Origin of the sequence: Streptomyces sp. WG7, from assembly GCF_049975785.1 — a bacterium.
Taxonomy (GTDB): domain Bacteria; phylum Actinomycetota; class Actinomycetes; order Streptomycetales; family Streptomycetaceae; genus Streptomyces.
Window position 1 is genome coordinate 61500 of sequence record NZ_JBNGGE010000040.1, and the last position, 18249, is coordinate 79748.

Genomic DNA, 18249 nt, shown 5'->3' on the forward strand with positions numbered 1-18249 from the left:
CGGGCCCTCTCAGCTGCGCGGCTCCCGGCCAGGACGCCGGGCGACGCCTACAGGAACGCCAGGTTCACGATCCAGAACGAACACGCGGCCACCACCGCGGCGGCCGGCATCGTGATGAACCACCCCACGATGATGTTCCGGGCGACGCCCCACCGCACGGCGTTCACCCGCTTCGTCGCGCCCACGCCCATGATCGAGGACGTGATGACGTGCGTCGTCGAGATCGGCGCGTGGAACAGGAACGCCGACCCGAACATGATCGACGCGCCGGTCGTCTCCGCGGCGAACCCCTGCGGCGGGTCCAGCTCGATGATCTTCCGGCCCAGGGTCCGCATGATCCGCCAGCCACCCGCGTACGTCCCCGCGGACAGCATCAGCGCGCAGGCGACCTTCACCCACACCGGAATGGGGTCGCCGTAGTCCTCGACGTCGGCGATGACCAGCGCCATCACCACGATGCCCATCGTCTTCTGCGCGTCCTGCAGACCGTGGCCGAGCGCCATGCCCGCCGCCGACACCGTCTGCGCGATCCGGAAGCCCCGCTTGGCCTTGTGCGGATTGGACCGCCGGAAGATCCACATGATCCCGGTCATCACCAGGTACCCGGCGAGCAGGCCGATCACCGGCGACACGAACATCGGGATGACGATCTTGTCGACGACCCCGTGCCAGTACACGGTCGTGCTCCCGGCGAGGGCCGCCCCGACCATGCCGCCGAACAGCGCGTGCGAGGAGGACGAGGGGAGTCCGAAGTACCAGGTGATGAGGTTCCAGACGATCGCGCCCACGAGCGCGGCGAAGAGGATGCCCATCCCCTTCGAGCCCTCGGGGGTCTCGATCACCCCCTCGCTGACGGTCTTGGCGACCCCGGAACCCATGAACGCGCCGGCGAGGTTCATGACCGCGGCCATGGCGAGCGCCGCCCGGGGCGTCAGCGCACGCGTCGACACGGACGTCGCGATCGCGTTCGCCGAGTCGTGGAAACCGTTGGTGTACGTGAAGAAGAGCGCGACCCCGATGGTCACGACCAGAGCAAAGGTGTCCATGAAGGGGTCAGGACTCCTTGACCGCGATGGTCTCCACCGTGTTCGCCACGTGCTCGAAGGCGTCGGCCGCCTCTTCCAGGACGTCCACGATCTGCTTCAGCTTCAGCACCTCGATGGCCTCGTACTTGCCGTTGAAGAGGTGGGCGAGCAGCTTCCGGTGGATCTGGTCGGCCTGGTTCTCCAGCCGGTTGACCTCGATCCAGTACTCGGTGAGGTTGTCCATCGTGCGCAGGTTGGGCATGGCCTCGGCGGTCAGCTCGGCGGCCCGTGCCAGCACCTCGATCTGCTGCTCGACGCCCTTGGGCAGTTCCTCGACGTTGTAGAGGACGACCAGGTCGACGGCCTCCTCCATGAAGTCCATGATGTCGTCGAGGGAGGATGCGAGGTTGTAGATGTCCTCGCGGTCGAAGGGCGTGATGAACGAGGAGTTCAACTGGTGGAAGATCGCGTGCGTGGCGTCGTCACCTGCGTGTTCGGCGGCCCGCATACGCTCTGCGATCTCGGCCCGGGCGGATGCGTCCGCCCCGAGCAGTTCCATCAGGAGCTTGGAGCCCGTGACGATGTTGTCCGCGGAAGCGGCGAACATGTCGTAGAAGCTCGTCTCCCTGGGGGTCAGACGAAAGCGCACGTGGGGTCCTCGGGGTGCATCGGTTTCGGTCAGGCTGATGCTAGGCGCATCATCCGGCCACTGCTAACGGGCCGTCCTCCAGTGTCGCCCATCAGGCAGAGTGATGAGCAGGGGGGCGACGCCAGGGTCTGGTAAGGGCCCTCTACCCCGCGAAGTTCGTTACGATATACCCGCCAGGGGTATATGTCCGCTATCTGACGCGACTGCCCCGGCTCCGCACACGCTGCCCAGACAACAGGAGGACGCGATGACGACCACCGAGGCCGGCGCAGGTGCGCCCTCCCCCGCCGTGGACGCGGTGCCGACGACGGACGGGACGGACCCGGTGACCGATCACGACCGCGGTGTGCACGGGTACCACAAGCAGAAGGACGAGCACCTCAAGCGCCTGCGCCGCATCGAGGGCCAGATCCGCGGCCTGCAGCGGATGGTCGACGAGGACGTGTACTGCATCGACATACTCACGCAGGTGTCCGCCTCCACGAAGGCGTTGCAGTCCTTCGCCCTGCAGCTGCTGGAGGAGCACCTGCGCCACTGCGTCGCCGACGCGGCCGTCAAGGGGGGCGCCGGGATCGACGCGAAGGTGGAGGAGGCGACGAAGGCGATCGGCCGGCTGCTGCGCACGTGACCGGCACCGCCGGATCCGCTGCCGGTCGGCCTTACCGGCCAGGCACACGCCCTTACCGGCCAGGCACACGCCCTTACCGGCCGGGCACGTGCCGTTACTGGCCGGTCCCGCGCTCCTCGGCGACCCGCAGCACCTCGTCGATGCTCTCCAGGCTCAGCCGCTCCCGGGCGGCCGACGCCGCGATGATCAGCTCGCCGCACAGCTCGATCTCGGCGAGGGCCACGTGGTCCTGAACCGCCGTACCACCGACCGGAGCCACGCGCGTCACCTCGTCTCTGCCGTCACCGGCTTCCTAGAGTAGGGAGCGGCCTACACACCGCGCATGGCACGGAAGGGCTAGTCCTTGCCGCCCGCCACCGCTCCCGCTCCCGCGCCCGCCCCCGCGCCGGACGCCTCCGCCGAGCCCTCCCCCTGCCCGGCGGCCGAACCCTCCCCCGGCCCGTCCGCCGGCCCTTCCCCCGGCTCCGCCGCGATCTTGCCGGCGTAGATGTCCTGCTCCTCGGGCAGCCGTACGCGGACGGCGGCGCCGAAATCGTAGAGCAGCGTCGTCGAGGTGACGGCCACGGTGCCCTCGTCCCGCCCGTTGGCGAAGCTGAAGCGGTGCCGGACCTTGCGGATGCGGCCCTCGTCGTCGAGGTAGACGTCGAACGGCACCTCGGCGGTGGCGAACCCCTCGGCCGCCGCGGCCAGCGCCTTGCGGTTGTCGTCCGAGGCGTCCCGGGCCGCCCGGGCGAGGTCGGCGGTGCCCCGGTAGTGCCGCACCGCGGTCCCCGCGAGCTCGGTCCGCCCCATGTACGTCGCCGTCCGCGTCCCCAGCAGCACCTCGGCGGCGGCGAGCGGGTCCGTCGCCCCGCCGGTGACCAGGTTGCCGTCGGACAGCGAGGCGGTGTCCACCCGCACCCACTTGTCGTCGGGCACGCCGGCCCCGCGGTTCTTCATGAACAGGGCGCCCGGTGCGAGCAGCTCGGTGATCGGCCGGTGCTCGCTCACCCCCGCGGGGTCCTGCGGCAGCCGTACCTTCAGCCGCCCGAGCCGCCCGCCGAAGTCGTACACACCCTCGCCGCGGATGGTCACCCGCGTCCCGCCGCTGGCCATCTCCATCGCGGTACGCGTCCTGGCACTGCCGGCGGCCACCAGCCGGCCGGCGGCCCGGTGCAGTACGGCGACCGGATCGCCGTCACCCGCCTCCTGGCCTCCGCCCGCCCCCTGCACGGCGGCTCCCAGCCCGGAACACGCGCCCCCGGTCAGGCACACACAGACCACGCCCCCGGCGAGGACGAGGCCCCCGCCGACACTCCTACTGCGCCGCTTCCTCTCCCATCGGTCCATCGCCACCTACTCCAGCCGTCACGCCCGTTCCGGTCCCCCTGCCGTCCCGGTTAACGAGGGGCAGGTGACGCCGGTAACGTTGTGGACGTGGCGCAGCAGGAAGGTCTCGAAGCTCCTCAGGATGTCCCGGAACACCTCACGACGACGGTCGAACAGGGCCCCTTCTGCCTGGCCCGCTGCACCTGCGGCTGGCGGGGTCCGGCCCGCAGGGCCAGGAGCCAGGCCCGCACCGACGCCCGGACGCACGCACAGGCCTGACCCCGGATCAGGCCGGCGGCACCCCGCTGAACGACGAAGACGCGGCCCGGCCCCCGGCGCTTCTCGAGCGCCGGGACGACCCGGACCGCGTCCTCACCTGCGTCCTCACGTACCCGAAGGCGCTTCGGGCATCCTCCCCAGCGGCCTCACGCGGCGAGGTCCCGCTCCTCCGCTCCGGTACTCCCCTGGCGAGCCCCCGGGATCACGGCGCTCCGCCCGGCGGCGTCGCCCCGCCCCCGCGCGCTGATCAGCCACCCGGCCCGCGGCGACCGCTCCACGGCCCGCGTCACCGGCACGAGCAGCGCCATGGCGACCGGCGACAGCAGCAGCGCGACGGCCGTACCGAGGGCGAAGCCGCCGATGACGTCCGTCGGGTAGTGGACGCCCATGTAGACACGGATGAAACCGCCGAACACCGCCAGCACGATCGCGGCGAGCCCGAACTTCCGGTTGGCGACGAACAGGGCGACGGCCAGGGCCATGCAGAGCGTCGCGTGGTCGCTCACGAAGGAGAAGTCGTCCTTCCCCGCGACGAGCACTTCCAGCCCGTCATGGGTCTTGAACGGCCGTGGCCGCTCGACGAATCCCCGTATCGGCACGTTGACCAGCACGGCGACGCCGGCCGCGAGCGGCGCCCACACCAGTGCCGCCACGTTCGAGGCCGCGTCCTCCCCGTCCCGCCGCCGCCCGGACCACCAGCACCACAGCACCAGCAGCACGATCGCGAACAGCAGTCCGTACTCACCCACGAACTCCATGACCCGGTCGAACCAGTGCGGTGCGTCCTTGGCCAGGCCGTTGATGTCGTAGAGCAGCTCGACGTCGGGGTTCGACCCGGATTCGGCGAGTCCAGCCATGGTGCTGCGGCCCCTTCGTCATTTCCTCCGGCGCGCCGAGCGCACGCCTCTTCTGCCACCCCCGTGGTCGTAGATCCGCCGGAACCGAACGGTCCGCACACCTACACGTGAACAGGAACGCACGACCCCCGTTGATACGTTCCACACTCCACCGAATGATCACGCAGACGTTATCGAAGAGAAACACGTCGTCGCAGCTCAGGGCATGGGTTCACGCTGCGTCCAAACCATGGCATTCACACCTTGGCGGGCAGCGCTTTCGCGCCATCTTCGGTCACCCGGGTGGCCCCGAAGTAGTCGGGGGTGTCGATCGGGTCGAACCGGATCACAGCACCCGGCCTCGGCGCGTTGATCATGTATCCGCCTCCCACGTACATCCCCACATGCCGGATGGCCCGGGAGTTGGTGAGGTCGTCCGAGAAGAACACCAGGTCGCCGGGGAGCAACTCGTCCCTGCCCGGGTGCGGCCCCGCGTTGTACTGGTCGTTCGCGACCCGAGGCAGCTTGATCCCCACGCTCTCGTACGCCGCCTTGGTCAGCCCGGAGCAGTCGAACCGCCCACCCTGGTCGGCCGTGCCGTTCCCGCCCCACAGGTAGGGCGTGCCGAGCTTCTTCTGTGCGTAGGCGATGGCCCCGGCGGCCTGCTCGGAGGGGTCGACCCGGGTGGTGGGCGCGGCGAAGCTCTTCGCGAGCGTCGTGATCGTCCTGACGTAGTTCTGCGTCTCCTCGTACGGCGGCACACCCTGGTACTTGATCACCGCGTAGGGCCCCGCGTTGTAGGCGGCCAGCATGTTCTCGGTCGGGTTCCCGGGCACGTCCTTCACGTACGACGCGAGGGAGCAGTCGTACGACGCCGCCGACGGGATGGCGTCCGCCGGGTCCCACACGTCCCGGTCGCCGTCACCGTCCCCGTCGATCCCGTGGGTGGCCCACGTCCCGGGGATGAACTGCGCTATGCCCTGCGCCGCCGCATGGCTCTGCGCCTTCGGGTTGAAGCGGCTCTCCTGGTAGAGCTGGGAGGCGAGCAGCGCGGGACTGATGGCGGGACAGTGATTGCCCCACTTCTGCACGAGCAACTGGTACGCCGCGGGCACCGACCCCTTGGCGAGCTTCTTCGACCCGCCGCCGCTGCCGCCGGAGAGGTTCCCGGCGGTGACGTAGACGCCCACGACGAGCAGCATCACGAAGCCCATCCCGAGGGCGGCCCCGGCACCCGCCCCGACCCACAACTTCCGCATGGCCCAACCCTCCCCCATGTTCGGGCCGTTCAATAACACTTTCCGGCCATGTCGCCCCCCTTTCGGGCCCTGCCCCTCAGCGAATGGCGCGTTTGCGCCCCACCGGGCCCCGTCGAACAGTGCCCGCCTCGAGTGCCGTTGGTACCGCCGCCCCGGTCACCGCCGGCACTCCGCCCACAGCAGCTTGCCGCCCTTCGAGGCGCCGAGCTCGCGCAGCACCGACACGCCCACGGCGTCCGCGCAGGCCCGCACCAGATGCAGACCCCGGCCGCTCTCGGCGTCCTCCGGCGCCACGGCGCCGGGTTCCCCGTCGCGGAAGCCCGGCGGCACCCTCCAGTCGCTGTCCCACACGCCGACCCGCAACCGCCCCGGCTCCCGCGACAGGATGCGGAGGGAGTAGGGGCCGGCGGTGTGCAGGTGGGCGTTGGCGAGCAGCTCGGCGGCCAGCAGTTCGGCGGTGGGCGTCAGCTCCGCGAGACCGTGCGCGGCCAGGGTGGCGCGGAGGGTCGTGCGGGCGATCCCCGGTGCGCGTGGATCGTGCGGGAGGTGGAGGGTGTAGCCCCAGGACGGGTTTACGGTGGCCATGGAAGTCTCCGTTCAGTGCCGGTAGTTGGAGCGTGCTTGGAATGCCCAGTGGCATGCCGATCCGTCGATCGGTGCGCTTCTGGGCGGGGCGCCACTTGTAAGGTAGCGGCGAGCCGATAAGCCTTTATCCAAAAGTCGGTATCGGACTTAGCTTCCACTCGTGTGGGTGACCGTAAGCGCCAAGGAGGCGGCAATCCCGTGAGAACCAACCCGACGGGACGTCAGCTCCGACTCGGGACGGAGCTGCGAAAACTCCGTGAGCGTGCGGGACTGACCTCCACCCAGGCGAGTCAACTGCTCGGTGTGAAGCAGAACCAGATCAGCAACACCGAGGCCGGCCGCATGGGCGTGAGCGCCGAACGCATCCACACCCTTGCCTGCCACTACGACTGCTCGGACCGGGCTCTCATCGACGCGCTCAGCAGCATGACCACTGAGCGCAAGCGCGGCTGGTGGGAGGAGTACAGGGAGATCCTGCCGACCTCACTGCTCGATCTGGCCGAGGTCGAACACCACGCGGTCAGCCTGCGCACGGCCATCACGGTGCACATGCCCGGCCTGCTCCAGACCACGGACCACGCTCGCGAGACGTTTCGCCAGGTCGTGCCCGACCTCTCGCCCCCGGACATCGAGCACCGCGTCTCGTTCCGCATCAAGCGCCAGGCCGTGCTCTTCCGCGATCCTCCGACCCCTTACCTCGCCCTGGTCCACGAGGCTGCCCTGCGGATGCAGTTCGGAGGCCGGGCGGTCGTGCGGGCACAGCTGAGCCATCTCCTCGACATGAGCGAGCGGGACCACGTGACGATCAGAGTGATCCCCTTCGCGGCCGGGGGCTTCCCGGGATCAGGGCAATCGATCTTCTACTCGACCGGGCCCGTGCAGCAGTTGGACACAGTCCATCTCGATCAGTCCCACGGACCCATCTTCCTCGACGCCGACGCACAGCTGGCCAAATACCGCGTCCTGCTGGACAGAACCGAGGCGAAAGCGCTGCCCCCGGCGGAGTCACGCGACCTCATCCACCACATCGCCCAAGGCCTGTGAAGGGAACGCACATGAGCGAGAGCACCTGGCAGAAGTCGTCCTACTGCGGCGAGGGCGACTCCTGCCTCCACGTCAGCGCCGGCGCCGGCGCCGTCCATCTCACCGAGAGCAGCGACCCCACCGGCTCCATACTCACCGCCACCCCCGCCGCCTTCGGCGCCCTGCTCACCGCAGTGAAGTCGAACACCCGGCCGACGGCCATCCGGGTCTCCTTCACTCAGGAGGATGACGGCGGCGCCCCCGTACGCATCCACGACACCCACGCCCCCGGGACCGTCGTTACGACGGATCGTCAGAAGTGGGAGGCCTTCGCCCTGGGCGTACGGGCGGGCGAGTTCGACCACTTCGCGGAAGGGCTCAACGACGCAATCGGACAACAGGTTGCACTTCAACGTCGTTGCCCGGCGTAACGGAACGTGATACACAGAGTGACCATACGACTCTTTACATACCGGTTCGCGCCACTCCGTTAGGGCCTGGCGCGGGCCGGTGGCAAGCTATTCGCACGAAACCCGCCAATCAATGACGCCAAGTCGACATACGACGGCGTCATCGTCAGCGACAATGATGCCTGACCTCTGCACGTCCGCAGAGGGCGCGGAACTACCCAACAGGGGCGGTGACTTACATGCTCTTTGCGGCCGACGAGGGAGACATCAACACCATCATCGGGGGGATCGCTCCGGACTGGGGCCCCTTCGGCAGCCTGGGCACCGAGGCCAAGATCATGATCGAGGTGGTGATGGCCGTCGCCATCCTGCTCTGCCTCGGCATCGCGATCTGGGGTGCCGCCAAGCAGCGCATCGGTGCCACCGCGCTCCGCGACACCTTCAGCGCGGAGCAGGGCAAGGGCCTCATCATCGCGGGCCTGACGGGCGTGTTCATCATCGGCTCGCTCGGCACGCTCTTCACCATCGTGTACGGGATGGCCGTGTAGCCCGACACACGCTTCCCCTTTTCTCCCCCATCCCACCCGCCCGTCGTGCCAACCGGCTGAGGTTGCGTTTCTCTGATGTCGAGTCACCACACCGCGTCCGCGCGGGGACCAGCACGGCTACCGTCGTACTTCTACGGCAGACACGACGTCGAGGGGGCGAACGCGGCATGAGTCTCGGAGACGATCACCAGTCCTCCGGCGGTTACGGCGGCACCGGCCAGACACGGACCCGGCTGCCCGACGGGGGCGGCGACGGCTACGGCGGCCCCCGGCGCAGCGGCCGCTCGTCGTCGCGCAGCCTGGTCACCGTGGTCGGCGTCGTCGTCCTCCTCATCGCCGCGATCGCCTTCGCGAACCGTGGAGGAGACGATTCCTCATCCGCGGACGAGGCGGCCGAGGACAAACCGAAGACGTCGGCGACGGCGCCTTCCGGAACGCAGCCGGTGCAGTCGGGCTTCGCCCACGACGAGCAGGGGGCGCAGAGCGCGGCGGCGAACTATGCGGTGACTCTCGTCTCGGCCGACATCCTCAAGCCGGCCCGGCGAGCCGAGATCGTCCAGCAGGTTTTTGTGGCCGACAAGCAGGCCGGTCTGCGGGACAAGTTCGACAAGGCGTACAGCAAGGAATTCCTGAAGAACATCGGCCTGGACGAGAACGGCAACCCGGTGGGCGGCAACACCTACGTCTCACGCACCATGCCGATCGGGTCCAAGATCGCTAAGTACTCCGCCACCGCCACGACCGTGGACGTCTGGTGCACAGGTGTGTTCGGCACAGCGGGTGAGAAGACCACCGATCCGGTCAGCAGCGACTGGTTCACCATGACCCTGCAACTGCGCTGGGTGGACAACGACTGGAAGGTCGAGAGCTTCTCCCAGAAGGACGGCCCCGCGCCAGTCCCGGGAGACAACAAGGCCTCCAGCGCCGACGAGATGTCCAAGGCCGTCCAGGAGTACGGAGGCTTCACGTATGCCCGCTAGCCCGCGCCGCGTACTCAAGGCCGCCGCTGCCCTGACCGTCGTACAGGCCACGGTGGTGCTACTGGCGACCCGCGCCGTTGCCGCACCCACGCCGTCGCCGACCCCGTCGGATGACAACTGCGACCTCATCGTCGGTCCAGCCAAGGAGTACTGCGAACGAGGCGAAGGCGGCGGCGGCTCCACCGGAGGTGCCGGCAGCCAGGACTACGACCCCAGCACCACCGTCGACCCCCTCTCCTCCCTCGCCAAGGGCTTCGCCGACGCCGCCGCGTGGACCGTCGACACCCTCAGTGACGCCGTGAAGAACACCGCCGAGGTCGACTTCACGAACGGAACGTTCCTCAAGCAGTACGCCATCGTCTTCGGGGCGTCGGCGATCCTCACCCTCGTCCTCTGGCTGCTGGCGGTCGCCAAGCGCGCCATGCGCGGCGTCCCTTTCACCACCGCGCTCTCCGAGGCCGTCGGGTTCCTCTGGCTGACCGTCCTGGCCTCGGCCTTCACGCCGCTGATCCTGTACACGGTCGTGTCCGCGACCGACGCCGTGACCGATGTCCTGGCCAAGGGCACCGGGGACCAGACGGACACCTTCTTCGGCACGTTCTCCAAGGCGCTTGAGCAGGGCGACGACATCGGCGGCGGCCCCATCATGCTGATCCTGGTGTCGTTCGTGTCGATCATCGCCGCGGGTGTCCTCTACCTGGAGCTCTACCTGAGGGCCGTCCTCCTCTACGTCGGCGCGCTGCTCGGTGTCGTCGTCTACGCCGGACTGGTCGACAAGAACCTGTGGGGGCACGTCCGCCGCTGGGCGGGCATCATGATCGCCGTGATCATGGTCAAGCCGGTGATCGTCATCGTGCTGGGCCTCGCGGGCGCGCTGACCACGGAGGAGGGACCCGACTCCGTCGCCGCCATCGTCTCCGGCCTCGCGATCATCCTGCTCGCGATCTTCGCCTCCGCGATGATCTACCGCTTCGTCCCCGGCTTCGGCGACGAGATCGCGAACAGCCGCAACAACCGCATCATGCAGGGCGCCGAGGGCAAGGCCGCGGCCGTCATCAGCTCCCCGGCGAACCTGGTCGCCCAGGGCATCAGGACCCACAGCACCCGCCACAACGGCAACGGCGGAGGCGGCCAGTCCACCTCCTCCTCCGCGCCGCGCCCCTCGAACCCCGCCTCCGGCGGAGTCGCCGCGCACAGCACGCGCCCCTCGAACGGCAGCGGCGGAAGTGTCCCCTCCGCCGCGCCCGCACCGCGCTCCGGCAGCCCGGTGAACACGCCGCACGCCGGCAACACCCGTAACAGCCTTAAGAAGAGCACAGGAGGTGACGGGCGTTGACGACCGAGTCCCACGTGTCCCATCCGGTCACGCCCCGCCGTACGTATCTGATCGGCCGCGCCCGGCCGAACGCGATCGTCGGCCGCAACCGCGAGACCGGTGAGATCGCGCTGATCGTCGTCGGCGCGTTCCTCGGCATGATGTGCGGGCTCCTCGTCCCCGTCCTGACCCTGCGCATCGTGCTGCTCGTCGGCTTCCCGATGCTCGCGCTGGCCGCCGTCTACGTGCCGTACAAGCACCGGACGTTCTACAAGTGGTTCGAGATCAACCGCAGCTACAAGCGGACGCTCCGCCGCGGCACCACCTACCGTTCCGGCGCCATCGAGGCCGGCACCAGGATCGACGGGCGGGAGGTCGAGATCGGCCCGCCGCCCGGCATCGGCCGCATCAGCTGGCTGGCGGCGCCCTTCGGGCCGGACGAGATCGCCGTACTGCTGCACGCCGACCGCAAGACCGTCACCGCCGCGATCGAGATCGAGGGGCCCGGCGTCGGCCTGCGCGACTCCGAGGACCAGGAAGCCCTCGTCGACCGCTTCGGCACCCTGCTCAAGCACGTGGCCAACGGCGACGGCTTCGTCACCCGCATCCAGATGCTCGCCCGCACCCTCCCGGCCGACCCCGACGCGCACGCCAAGGACGTCGCCCAGCGCGGCGACGACAAGTCACCGGGGTGGCTGCAGCAGTCGTACGACCAGCTCCAGTCGATGGTGTCCACCAGCAGCGAGCAGCACCGCGCCTACCTCATCGCCTGCATGCACTACACCCGCGAGCTGGCGGCCGAGGCCAACGCCATGGCCCGCGCCGCCCGCCCGCAGAACGGGCGCAAGCTGGACCGCGACGCCGGACTGGCGGTCGTGATGGCGCGCGAGCTGACGGACATCTGCTCGCGTCTCCAGGAGGCCGACATCCGGGTGCGCCAGCCGCTGGGCCAGGGCCGGCTCGCCTCGCTCATCCACGCGATGTACGACCCGGACCACCCCATCGACCACATCCAGGCGATGACCAAGCGCAACGCCTGGCCGGCCGAACTGGACGCCATGGAGCCGACGTTCCTCCAGGCCAAGACCCGGGAGTCCTCCACCCGCGCGCCCTGGTGCCACGCGACCGCCTGGGTGAAGGAGTGGCCGATGACCCCGGTCGGCGTGAACTTCCTCGCGCCGCTCCTCGTCCACACCCCGGACGTGATCCGGACGGTCGCCGTGACGATGGACCTCGAACCCACCGAGGTCGCCATCGAACGCATGCTGACCGAGAAGACGAACGACGACGCCGAGGCCTCCCGCGCCGCCAAGATGAACCGGACCGTCGACCCCCGCGACGTCGCCGCCCACGGCCGGCTGGACCAGCGGGGCGAGGACCTCGCCAGCGGCGCCGCCGGCGTCAACCTGGTCGGCTACATCACGGTCTCCTCCCGCTCCCCCGAGGCACTGGCCCGCGACAAGCGGACGATACGAGCCTCGGCAGGAAAGTCGTATCTGAAACTGGAGTGGTGCGACCGTGAGCACCATCGCGCCTTCGTGAACACGCTTCCGTTCGCCACCGGCATCCGAAGGTAGGGGCTGAGCCTGATGCGGGACCCGCTGTCCGTCCTCACCGACGCCTTCACGTCCTTCCTCTTCGGGAAGGTGGAGACGACCCGCCTCCCGGTCCGTACCTCCACGGGCCAGGCGCAGGCCGTCTACCTGCCGACCGCCGCACCCGGCCTCGGCGACTCCGGTGTGATCATCGGCCGCGAGGTCTACTCCGGCAAGGGCTACATCTACGACCCCTTCCAGCTCTACGGCCAGCAGCTCCCCGCCCCGCACTGGCTGGTGCTCGGCGAGTCCGGCAACGGCAAGTCGGCGCTGGAGAAGACGTACGTCCTGCGCCAGCTCCGCTTCAAGGACCGCCAGGTCGTCGTCCTGGACGCCCAGGGCGAGGACGGCGTCGGCGAGTGGAACCTCATCGCCGAGGAGCTGGGCATAACGCCCATCCGGCTGGACCCGATGGCCGCCCTGGACCACGGCATCCGGCTCAACCCCCTGGACCCGGCGATCACGACGACCGGCCAGCTGGCCCTGCTCCGCACCATCATCGAGGTCGCGATGGGGCACGGGCTGGACGAGCGCTCCGGCTTCGCCCTCAAGGTCGCGCACGCCTACGTCAACGAGACCATCGTGCAGCGCCAGCCGGTCCTCACCGACATCGTCGAGCAGCTCCGCCACCCCGAGCCGGAGTCCGCGGAGGCGATGAACGTCGCCATAGACGACGTACGGGCGTGGGGCCTGGACGTGGCACTGGTCCTCGACCGCCTCGTCGACGGCGACCTGCGCGGCATGTTCGACGGCCCGACGACGGTCGGCATCGACCTCGACGCCCCCCTCATCGTCTTCGACCTGTCCCACATCGACCGCAACTCCATCGCCATGCCGATCCTCATGGCCATCGTCGGCGTGTGGCTGGAACACACCTGGATCCGCCCCGACCGGAAGAAGCGCATCTTCCTGGTCGAGGAGGCCTGGCACATCATCAACAGCCCGTTCGTGGCGCAGCTGTTCCAGCGGCTGCTGAAGTTCGGGCGCCGGCTGGGCCTGTCCTTCGTGGCGGTGGTGCACCACCTGTCGGACGTCGTCGACGGAGCGGCGGCCAGAGAAGCCGCGGCCATCCTCAAAATGGCCTCCACCCGGACCATCTACGCCCAGAAGGCCGACGAGGCGCGGGCCACGGGACGCGTCCTGGGCCTGCCACGCTGGGCGGTGGAGATCATCCCCACCCTCACCCCCGGCATCGCGGTGTGGGACGTCAACGGCAACGTCCAGGTGGTCAAACACCTGATCACCGAGACCGAACGCCCCCTGGTCTTCACCGACCGCGCGATGACCGAGTCCTCGGCCGACTTCAACGACGACGCCCTGCGCGCCGCCGAACTGGAGGCGGAGGAACGGGCGGCGGCCTTCGTGGAACAGCACATCGGCGAGACGTCCGAATCGACGGTGGCGTAGGAAGACCGGGAGGGACCGAAGGCATGAGACCGGACGACCACCGCGGCCGGCGGCCGGACCAGCAGGGCGGCATCCCCGACGGCCTGCTGATCGGCATCCTCGCCTTCCTCCTCGGCATGACCCTGCTGGTGTGGACGGCGACCGGCCTCTCCGCCCTGTTCGTCCACGGCTCCTGGCCCTCCGGCGTCACCTTCACCGGCACGCCCCTGGCCATGCGCCACCTGGTCTCCGAACCCCACGACCTCCCCGGCGCCTGGCCGGACACCCCCGAGACGGCACTCTCCGGGTACGGGCTGTTCTGGGGGCTGTTCATCGGCCAGGTCATGGTGCTGGTGGTGCTGGCCGTTTTCGTGATGGGCACGGTGGCCCGGTGGCGGGCGGTACGGCAGCGGCGGCGAGCGGCGGAACCGGCGGCGGACATACGGAATCAGGAACCGACCCCGACCCCGACTCCGACTCCGACCCCGACTCCGGCCTCGACCCCGGCCTCGCCTCCGACCGAGATCCCGGCTCCGGTCCCGGCCCCCGAACCGGAGCCGCAACCGTTCCTGGAGCGGCAACCGGCCCCGGCGCACGCCCACGAGGTGCCGACCCAGAGGGCACCCCGACCGGAGACGCCACCGGAGGACAAGCTCCTGACCCCTGCGGCCGACGGCGACGGCAGGCACACGCACGGCTGGGAAGCGCACCGCTGGGAAACGCACCGCCCCGAAGGCGCCGTGCACTACGGCACACCCGGCACCCGCCGGTCGACCGCGAGCCAGGCCCTGCGCGACGCGGAAGGCCCCGCCCTCGTCATCACCTCGAACCCGGCGCTCTGGTCGGACACCAAGGACGCCCGCGCGAAACTCGGCCCCTGCCACCTCTACGACCCGAACCACCTCTGCGACACCCCGGCCCGCCTCCACTGGTCCCCCACCGTGGGCTGCGAGGACAGGCAGACGGCCGTGAGCAGAGCCGCCGCCCTCCTCACGCCGGTCCGCCCCACCGCCCGGCTCGACCAGGCGGTCGGCGACACCGCCGAACTGCTCCTGCGCAGCTACCTCCACGCCGCCGCCGTCGACGGCCGCACCGTCCGCCACGTCCACCGCTGGTCCCAGGGCCTCCAGATCCAGGACGCCGTACGCATCCTCCGTACGAACCCCAAAGCCGCCCCCGGCGCGGCGGGCGAACTCGAAGGGGCCCTCACCGCCCACCCCGAACGCCGGGACATGGCCCAGCAGCTGACCACCCGGGCCCTGGCCGTCCTCTCGACGGTCAACATCCGCGAGGCATGCACTCCCAACCGAACTGATGCCCTCGCCTTGGATTCCTTCATCCACGAACAGGGAACCCTTTACGTGGTGGGTGAATCCATCGAAGACCCCCGCACGAGCCCGGGCGCGATGCCGCTGCTGACGGCGCTCGTCTCAAGCGTGGTCGAGCGCGGCCGGCGCATGGCCGAACGGTCATCCTCCGGTCGCCTCGACCCACCACTCACGCTCGTCCTGGACGACGTCGCCGCCGTGGCCCCGCTCCCCCAGCTCCCGGAGCTGCTGGCCACCGGCGCGGACCGGGGCATGCCCACCCTGGCCCTGCTCCGCTCCCGCGAACAGGGCCGGGCCCGCTGGCCCCACGACGAACTGCCGGTGTGACGACAGCAGCCGCAGGGGGCCCACGTCACCGCTCGACCACGAACTCCAGCTCGCAGCCCCCGGCCCCGCCCTCCAGCGTCACCGTCCGCCCGCTCGGCGCGAACCCCGCCTTCCGGTACGCACCCTGCGCCCGCCCGTTCTCCGCGTGCACGAAGAGCCGCACCCGCTCCAGGCCGCTCGCCCACGCCCACTCCAGCCCGGCGGCGAACAGCGCCTTCGTCAGCCCGCTCCCCCGCCACTCGGGCCGTACGAACACCCCGACCACGTGCCCCTGCCGCCGCTCCACGGGGAACCCGGCCCAGTCCGTCGTCCCGGCCTCCTCCACGATCACGGTCAGCGTGCCGAGCCACCGGCCGCCCGGCCCCTCCGCGACGATCTGCTGCGCCTCGGAAGCGCCGTCGGCGGCCTTCGCCGCCCGCTCCCGCCAGTAGGAGTCCGGCCGGGCCACGGCGTCGTCGTACGTCTCCAGGAACGCGAGGTGCGCGACCGGGTCCCGCAGCGCCCGCAGCCGCAGCTCCTTCACCGCCGGCCACTCGTCGGCACGTATGGAGCGGATCACGTAGTCACCGGGGGCGGAGGCACTCATGCGGGCCACCGTAATACCCGGGTACTACGCCCCTCACCCGATATACGGCCTCCGGACGGACGCCCTCCGCGCCCGCGGCCACGACCATGGTCGGATGGAGCCCGTGAAGCCCGTCGCCGGAGAGCGAGCGGCGGAACCCCTGACCGAGTACGTGCAGCGCGTCAGCCGCCGCGCACGCGCCTTCGACCGCCGTCGTCCACTCGTCTGGGACCTGCACCTCACCGGTTTCTGGGTCCTGGCCGCCCTGGTCGACGCCTCCGGCGGCTGGCGCAACGTCGCCCACGACCCGGACGTACCCGCCGGCCTCGTCGTTGCCCTCAGCCTCGGCCTCTCCGTCCCCCTCCTCTGGCGTCGCAGCCACCCGCACGCCGCCCTCCTCGTCACGCTGCCCGCGGCCCTGTTGAACGCCTGGTCGGGCGCCGCCCTGCAAGCGGCACTGCTGCAGCTGCTCCTCGTCCACCACATCGCCCTGCGCCTGCCGCTGCGCAACCTGTGGTGGGCGGTGGCGCTGGTGACCGCCCCGACCTGTGTCGCGGTCGCCCGGTACGGGGACAGCGCGGGCTCCTGGAACCAGCAGCTCGGCTCGCAGCTCCTCTCCATCGGCGTGGCCGCCCTCATCGGGATCACCGTCCGCAGCCGACGCGACTACACCGGGGCCCTGGAGGACCGCGCCCGCCGCCTGGAGACCGAACGCGACCAGCAGCTCCGGCTCGCCGCCGCCGCCGAACGCGCCCGCATAGCGCGCGAGATGCACGACATCATCGGCCACAACCTCTCCGTCATCACCGGTCTCGCCGACGGCGGCCGCTACGCCGCCGCCAAGTCCCCCGAACGCGCCGCCCAGGCCCTGGACGCCATCGCCACCACCAGCCGCCAGGCCCTGAGCGAACTGCGCCGCCTGCTCGACGTCCTGCGCGACGACGAACAGGACGGCATCCAGCCGGCCGAACTGGCCCCGCAGCCCGCCCTCACCGACCTCGAACGCCTCCTCGACGGCGTCCGCAGGGCCGGCCTCCCCGTCCGTACGACCGTCAAGGGCCGCCCCACGCTCCCGGAGGGCCGCCAGCTCACGGTCTACCGCGTCATCCAGGAAGCCCTCACCAACACCCTCAAACACGCCGGGCCGGACGCCACCGCCCACATCGGCCTCTCCTACGAGTCCGGCGGCGCCGTCACCCTCACCGTCACCGACACCGGCCGCGGCGGCCCGGCCCCCGCCCTCTCCGACGGCCGCGGCCTGCCCGGAATGCGCGAGCGAACTTCCCTGTACGGCGGCACACTTGAGGCCGGCCCACGCCCAGGCCCGGAGCGGGGCTGGCGCGTCCACCTGCACCTACCGGAGGAACCCCCGCAGTGACCACCGTCCTCATCGCCGACGACCAGCCGCTTCAGCGCTTCGGCTTCCGGATGCTCCTGGAGAGCCAGGACGACATGACGGTCGTGGGCGAGGCGGCGAACGGCGCGGAAGCCGCCCGTATGACGGCAGAGCTCCACCCCGACGTCGTCCTCATGGACGTCCGCATGCCCGGCCTCGACGGCATCGAGGCGACCCGCCGCGTCGTCGCGGGCGGCGGCCGCACGCGCGTCCTCATCCTCACGACCTTCGACCTCGACGAGTACGCCTACGCCGGCCTGCGCGCCGGAGCCTCCGGTTTCCTCGTCAAGGACGCCCAGCCGGAGGAACTGCTGTCCGGCATCCGTGCGGTGGCCAGTGGCGACGCGGTGGTGGCCCCGAGCCTGACCCGCCGCCTGCTCGACACGTACGTCCACCATCTGCCGGCCGCCGCCACAACGGCACAGGACGACTCCCCCGATCCCCGCCTGGCCTCCCTCACCGAGCGCGAGAGCGAGATCCTCAGGGTCATGGGCCAGGGCTGGACCAACACGGAGATAGCGGAGCGCTTCCACCTCGCCGAGTCGACGGTCAAGACCCACGTGGGCCGCATCCTGGCCAAGACCGGCTCACGGGACCGGGTCCAGGCGGTGATCCTGGCGTACGACACGAAACTGGTGAAGCCGTCCTGAGGAAAAAGAGGCCCCGAACGAAAAGGGCCGTGAACGCAGAAAACCCCGCACCGTTCCCGGTGCGGGGTTTCCTCGCAATAATTGTTCGGCGGCGTCCTACTCTCCCACAGGGTCCCCCCTGCAGTACCATCGGCGCTGTAAGGCTTAGCTTCCGGGT

The 18249-nt window shown here is 70.1% G+C and carries 20 protein-coding genes and 1 rRNA gene; 12 read left to right on the forward strand and 9 right to left on the reverse strand.

The window, feature by feature from the left end; all coding sequences use genetic code 11:
• Positions 1-47: 47 nt before the first annotated feature.
• Together pitH and ACP4J0_RS30000 are read right to left on the reverse strand one after the other, a co-directional pair.
• Entirely contained in the window at positions 48-1046 is a 999-nt protein-coding gene (pitH, locus tag ACP4J0_RS29995; protein ID WP_426601860.1) for a low-affinity phosphate transporter PitH, read from the reverse strand.
• Between the two features lie 7 nt (positions 1047-1053).
• On the reverse strand, positions 1054-1674 hold the full coding sequence (locus ACP4J0_RS30000; protein ID WP_003974832.1) for a DUF47 domain-containing protein: 621 nt from the start codon (positions 1672-1674) through the stop codon (positions 1054-1056).
• A 247-nt stretch (positions 1675-1921) separates the two neighbouring features.
• On the opposite strand from ACP4J0_RS30000, the gene ACP4J0_RS30005 reads away from it, so the two are divergent.
• Positions 1922-2302, forward strand: coding sequence for a metal-sensitive transcriptional regulator (locus tag ACP4J0_RS30005; protein ID WP_426601861.1), 381 nt, complete (start codon positions 1922-1924; stop codon positions 2300-2302).
• 94 nt (positions 2303-2396) lie between these two features.
• Here the strand turns inward: ACP4J0_RS30005 and ACP4J0_RS30010 are convergent, their stop codons facing one another.
• Together ACP4J0_RS30010 and ACP4J0_RS30015 are read right to left on the reverse strand one after the other, a co-directional pair.
• Positions 2397-2561 carry a hypothetical protein gene (locus ACP4J0_RS30010; RefSeq protein ID WP_426525480.1) on the reverse strand — a complete coding sequence of 55 codons (165 nt, stop codon included), beginning with the start codon at positions 2559-2561 and terminating at the stop codon, positions 2397-2399.
• Positions 2562-2638: 77 nt separating this feature from the next.
• Positions 2639-3631: a hypothetical protein gene (locus ACP4J0_RS30015; protein ID WP_426601862.1), complete on the reverse strand. Its 993-nt coding sequence runs from the start codon at positions 3629-3631 to the stop codon at positions 2639-2641.
• 87 nt (positions 3632-3718) lie between these two features.
• Between ACP4J0_RS30015 and ACP4J0_RS30020 the strand changes: the two genes are divergently transcribed.
• Complete coding sequence (locus ACP4J0_RS30020) at positions 3719-3889, forward strand: hypothetical protein (RefSeq protein WP_426525452.1); 171 nt, start codon at positions 3719-3721, stop codon at positions 3887-3889.
• 146 nt (positions 3890-4035) lie between these two features.
• Here the strand turns inward: ACP4J0_RS30020 and ACP4J0_RS30025 are convergent, their stop codons facing one another.
• The 3 genes from ACP4J0_RS30025 to ACP4J0_RS30035 all read right to left on the reverse strand — a co-directional run bounded on the left by ACP4J0_RS30025 (position 4036) and on the right by ACP4J0_RS30035 (position 6569).
• Complete coding sequence (locus tag ACP4J0_RS30025; RefSeq protein WP_426601863.1) at positions 4036-4746, reverse strand: phosphatase PAP2 family protein; 711 nt, start codon at positions 4744-4746, stop codon at positions 4036-4038.
• 236 nt (positions 4747-4982) lie between these two features.
• Positions 4983-6002, reverse strand: coding sequence for an NlpC/P60 family protein (locus tag ACP4J0_RS30030; protein ID WP_426601864.1), 1020 nt, complete (start codon positions 6000-6002; stop codon positions 4983-4985).
• 138 nt (positions 6003-6140) lie between these two features.
• Positions 6141-6569 (reverse strand): ATP-binding protein, encoded by a 429-nt coding sequence (locus tag ACP4J0_RS30035; protein WP_426601865.1) that lies wholly within the window; start codon positions 6567-6569, stop codon positions 6141-6143.
• A gap of 198 nt (positions 6570-6767) precedes the next feature.
• Here ACP4J0_RS30035 and ACP4J0_RS30040 point away from each other — a divergent pair, with 198 nt between their 5' ends.
• The 8 genes from ACP4J0_RS30040 to ACP4J0_RS30075 all read left to right on the forward strand — a co-directional run bounded on the left by ACP4J0_RS30040 (position 6768) and on the right by ACP4J0_RS30075 (position 15481).
• Entirely contained in the window at positions 6768-7613 is an 846-nt protein-coding gene (locus ACP4J0_RS30040; protein ID WP_426601866.1) for a helix-turn-helix domain-containing protein, read from the forward strand.
• A gap of 11 nt (positions 7614-7624) precedes the next feature.
• A complete protein-coding gene (locus ACP4J0_RS30045) occupies positions 7625-8023 on the forward strand; it encodes a DUF397 domain-containing protein (protein ID WP_426601867.1) in 399 nt (132 codons plus the stop codon).
• A 218-nt stretch (positions 8024-8241) separates the two neighbouring features.
• Positions 8242-8550 carry a hypothetical protein gene (locus ACP4J0_RS30050; protein WP_398136057.1) on the forward strand — a complete coding sequence of 103 codons (309 nt, stop codon included), beginning with the start codon at positions 8242-8244 and terminating at the stop codon, positions 8548-8550.
• Between the two features lie 167 nt (positions 8551-8717).
• Complete coding sequence (locus ACP4J0_RS30055) at positions 8718-9530, forward strand: hypothetical protein (RefSeq protein WP_426601868.1); 813 nt, start codon at positions 8718-8720, stop codon at positions 9528-9530.
• The gene (locus ACP4J0_RS30060; RefSeq protein WP_426601869.1) at positions 9520-10866 is read left to right on the forward strand and encodes a hypothetical protein; all 1347 of its coding nucleotides are present in this window, start codon (positions 9520-9522) and stop codon (positions 10864-10866) included. The genes ACP4J0_RS30055 and ACP4J0_RS30060 overlap by 11 nt, the downstream gene beginning before the upstream one ends.
• Entirely contained in the window at positions 10863-12422 is a 1560-nt protein-coding gene (locus tag ACP4J0_RS30065; RefSeq protein ID WP_426601870.1) for an SCO6880 family protein, read from the forward strand. Before ACP4J0_RS30060 ends, ACP4J0_RS30065 begins: the two co-directional genes overlap by 4 nt.
• A 12-nt stretch (positions 12423-12434) precedes the next feature.
• Positions 12435-13847: an ATP-binding protein gene (locus tag ACP4J0_RS30070; RefSeq protein ID WP_426601871.1), complete on the forward strand. Its 1413-nt coding sequence runs from the start codon at positions 12435-12437 to the stop codon at positions 13845-13847.
• Positions 13848-13870: 23 nt separating this feature from the next.
• Positions 13871-15481 carry a type IV secretory system conjugative DNA transfer family protein gene (locus ACP4J0_RS30075; RefSeq protein ID WP_426601872.1) on the forward strand — a complete coding sequence of 537 codons (1611 nt, stop codon included), beginning with the start codon at positions 13871-13873 and terminating at the stop codon, positions 15479-15481.
• A gap of 25 nt (positions 15482-15506) precedes the next feature.
• Here ACP4J0_RS30075 and ACP4J0_RS30080 read toward each other — a convergent pair whose 3' ends face one another.
• Positions 15507-16067: a GNAT family N-acetyltransferase gene (locus ACP4J0_RS30080; RefSeq protein ID WP_426601873.1), complete on the reverse strand. Its 561-nt coding sequence runs from the start codon at positions 16065-16067 to the stop codon at positions 15507-15509.
• A gap of 94 nt (positions 16068-16161) precedes the next feature.
• On the opposite strand from ACP4J0_RS30080, the gene ACP4J0_RS30085 reads away from it, so the two are divergent.
• Positions 16162-17424, forward strand: coding sequence for a sensor histidine kinase (locus ACP4J0_RS30085; RefSeq protein WP_426601874.1), 1263 nt, complete (start codon positions 16162-16164; stop codon positions 17422-17424).
• Positions 17421-18092: a response regulator gene (locus ACP4J0_RS30090; protein WP_426601875.1), complete on the forward strand. Its 672-nt coding sequence runs from the start codon at positions 17421-17423 to the stop codon at positions 18090-18092. Before ACP4J0_RS30085 ends, ACP4J0_RS30090 begins: the two co-directional genes overlap by 4 nt.
• A gap of 83 nt (positions 18093-18175) precedes the next feature.
• Here the strand turns inward: ACP4J0_RS30090 and rrf are convergent.
• Positions 18176-18249, reverse strand: a 5S ribosomal RNA gene (gene rrf, locus ACP4J0_RS30095); the annotation flags it as partial.

What these genes read in the sequence shown, in the direction of transcription:
- ACP4J0_RS30060 (WP_426601869.1), top strand. Translation starts at nt 9,520, where the DNA reads ATGCCCGCTAGCCCGCGCCGCGTACTCAAGGCCGCCGCTGCCCTGACC.
- ACP4J0_RS30045 (WP_426601867.1), top strand. Translation starts at nt 7,625, where the DNA reads ATGAGCGAGAGCACCTGGCAGAAGTCGTCCTACTGCGGCGAGGGCGAC.
- ACP4J0_RS30075 (WP_426601872.1), top strand. Translation starts at nt 13,871, where the DNA reads ATGAGACCGGACGACCACCGCGGCCGGCGGCCGGACCAGCAGGGCGGC.
- ACP4J0_RS30030 (WP_426601864.1), bottom strand. Translation starts at nt 6,002, where the DNA reads ATGGGGGAGGGTTGGGCCATGCGGAAGTTGTGGGTCGGGGCGGGTGCC.
- ACP4J0_RS30070 (WP_426601871.1), top strand. Translation starts at nt 12,435, where the DNA reads ATGCGGGACCCGCTGTCCGTCCTCACCGACGCCTTCACGTCCTTCCTC.
- ACP4J0_RS30025 (WP_426601863.1), bottom strand. Translation starts at nt 4,746, where the DNA reads ATGGCTGGACTCGCCGAATCCGGGTCGAACCCCGACGTCGAGCTGCTC.
- ACP4J0_RS30055 (WP_426601868.1), top strand. Translation starts at nt 8,718, where the DNA reads ATGAGTCTCGGAGACGATCACCAGTCCTCCGGCGGTTACGGCGGCACC.
- ACP4J0_RS30005 (WP_426601861.1), top strand. Translation starts at nt 1,922, where the DNA reads ATGACGACCACCGAGGCCGGCGCAGGTGCGCCCTCCCCCGCCGTGGAC.
- ACP4J0_RS30085 (WP_426601874.1), top strand. Translation starts at nt 16,162, where the DNA reads ATGGAGCCCGTGAAGCCCGTCGCCGGAGAGCGAGCGGCGGAACCCCTG.
- pitH (WP_426601860.1), bottom strand. Translation starts at nt 1,046, where the DNA reads ATGGACACCTTTGCTCTGGTCGTGACCATCGGGGTCGCGCTCTTCTTC.
- ACP4J0_RS30035 (WP_426601865.1), bottom strand. Translation starts at nt 6,569, where the DNA reads ATGGCCACCGTAAACCCGTCCTGGGGCTACACCCTCCACCTCCCGCAC.
- ACP4J0_RS30015 (WP_426601862.1), bottom strand. Translation starts at nt 3,631, where the DNA reads ATGGACCGATGGGAGAGGAAGCGGCGCAGTAGGAGTGTCGGCGGGGGC.
- ACP4J0_RS30080 (WP_426601873.1), bottom strand. Translation starts at nt 16,067, where the DNA reads ATGAGTGCCTCCGCCCCCGGTGACTACGTGATCCGCTCCATACGTGCC.
- ACP4J0_RS30050 (WP_398136057.1), top strand. Translation starts at nt 8,242, where the DNA reads ATGCTCTTTGCGGCCGACGAGGGAGACATCAACACCATCATCGGGGGG.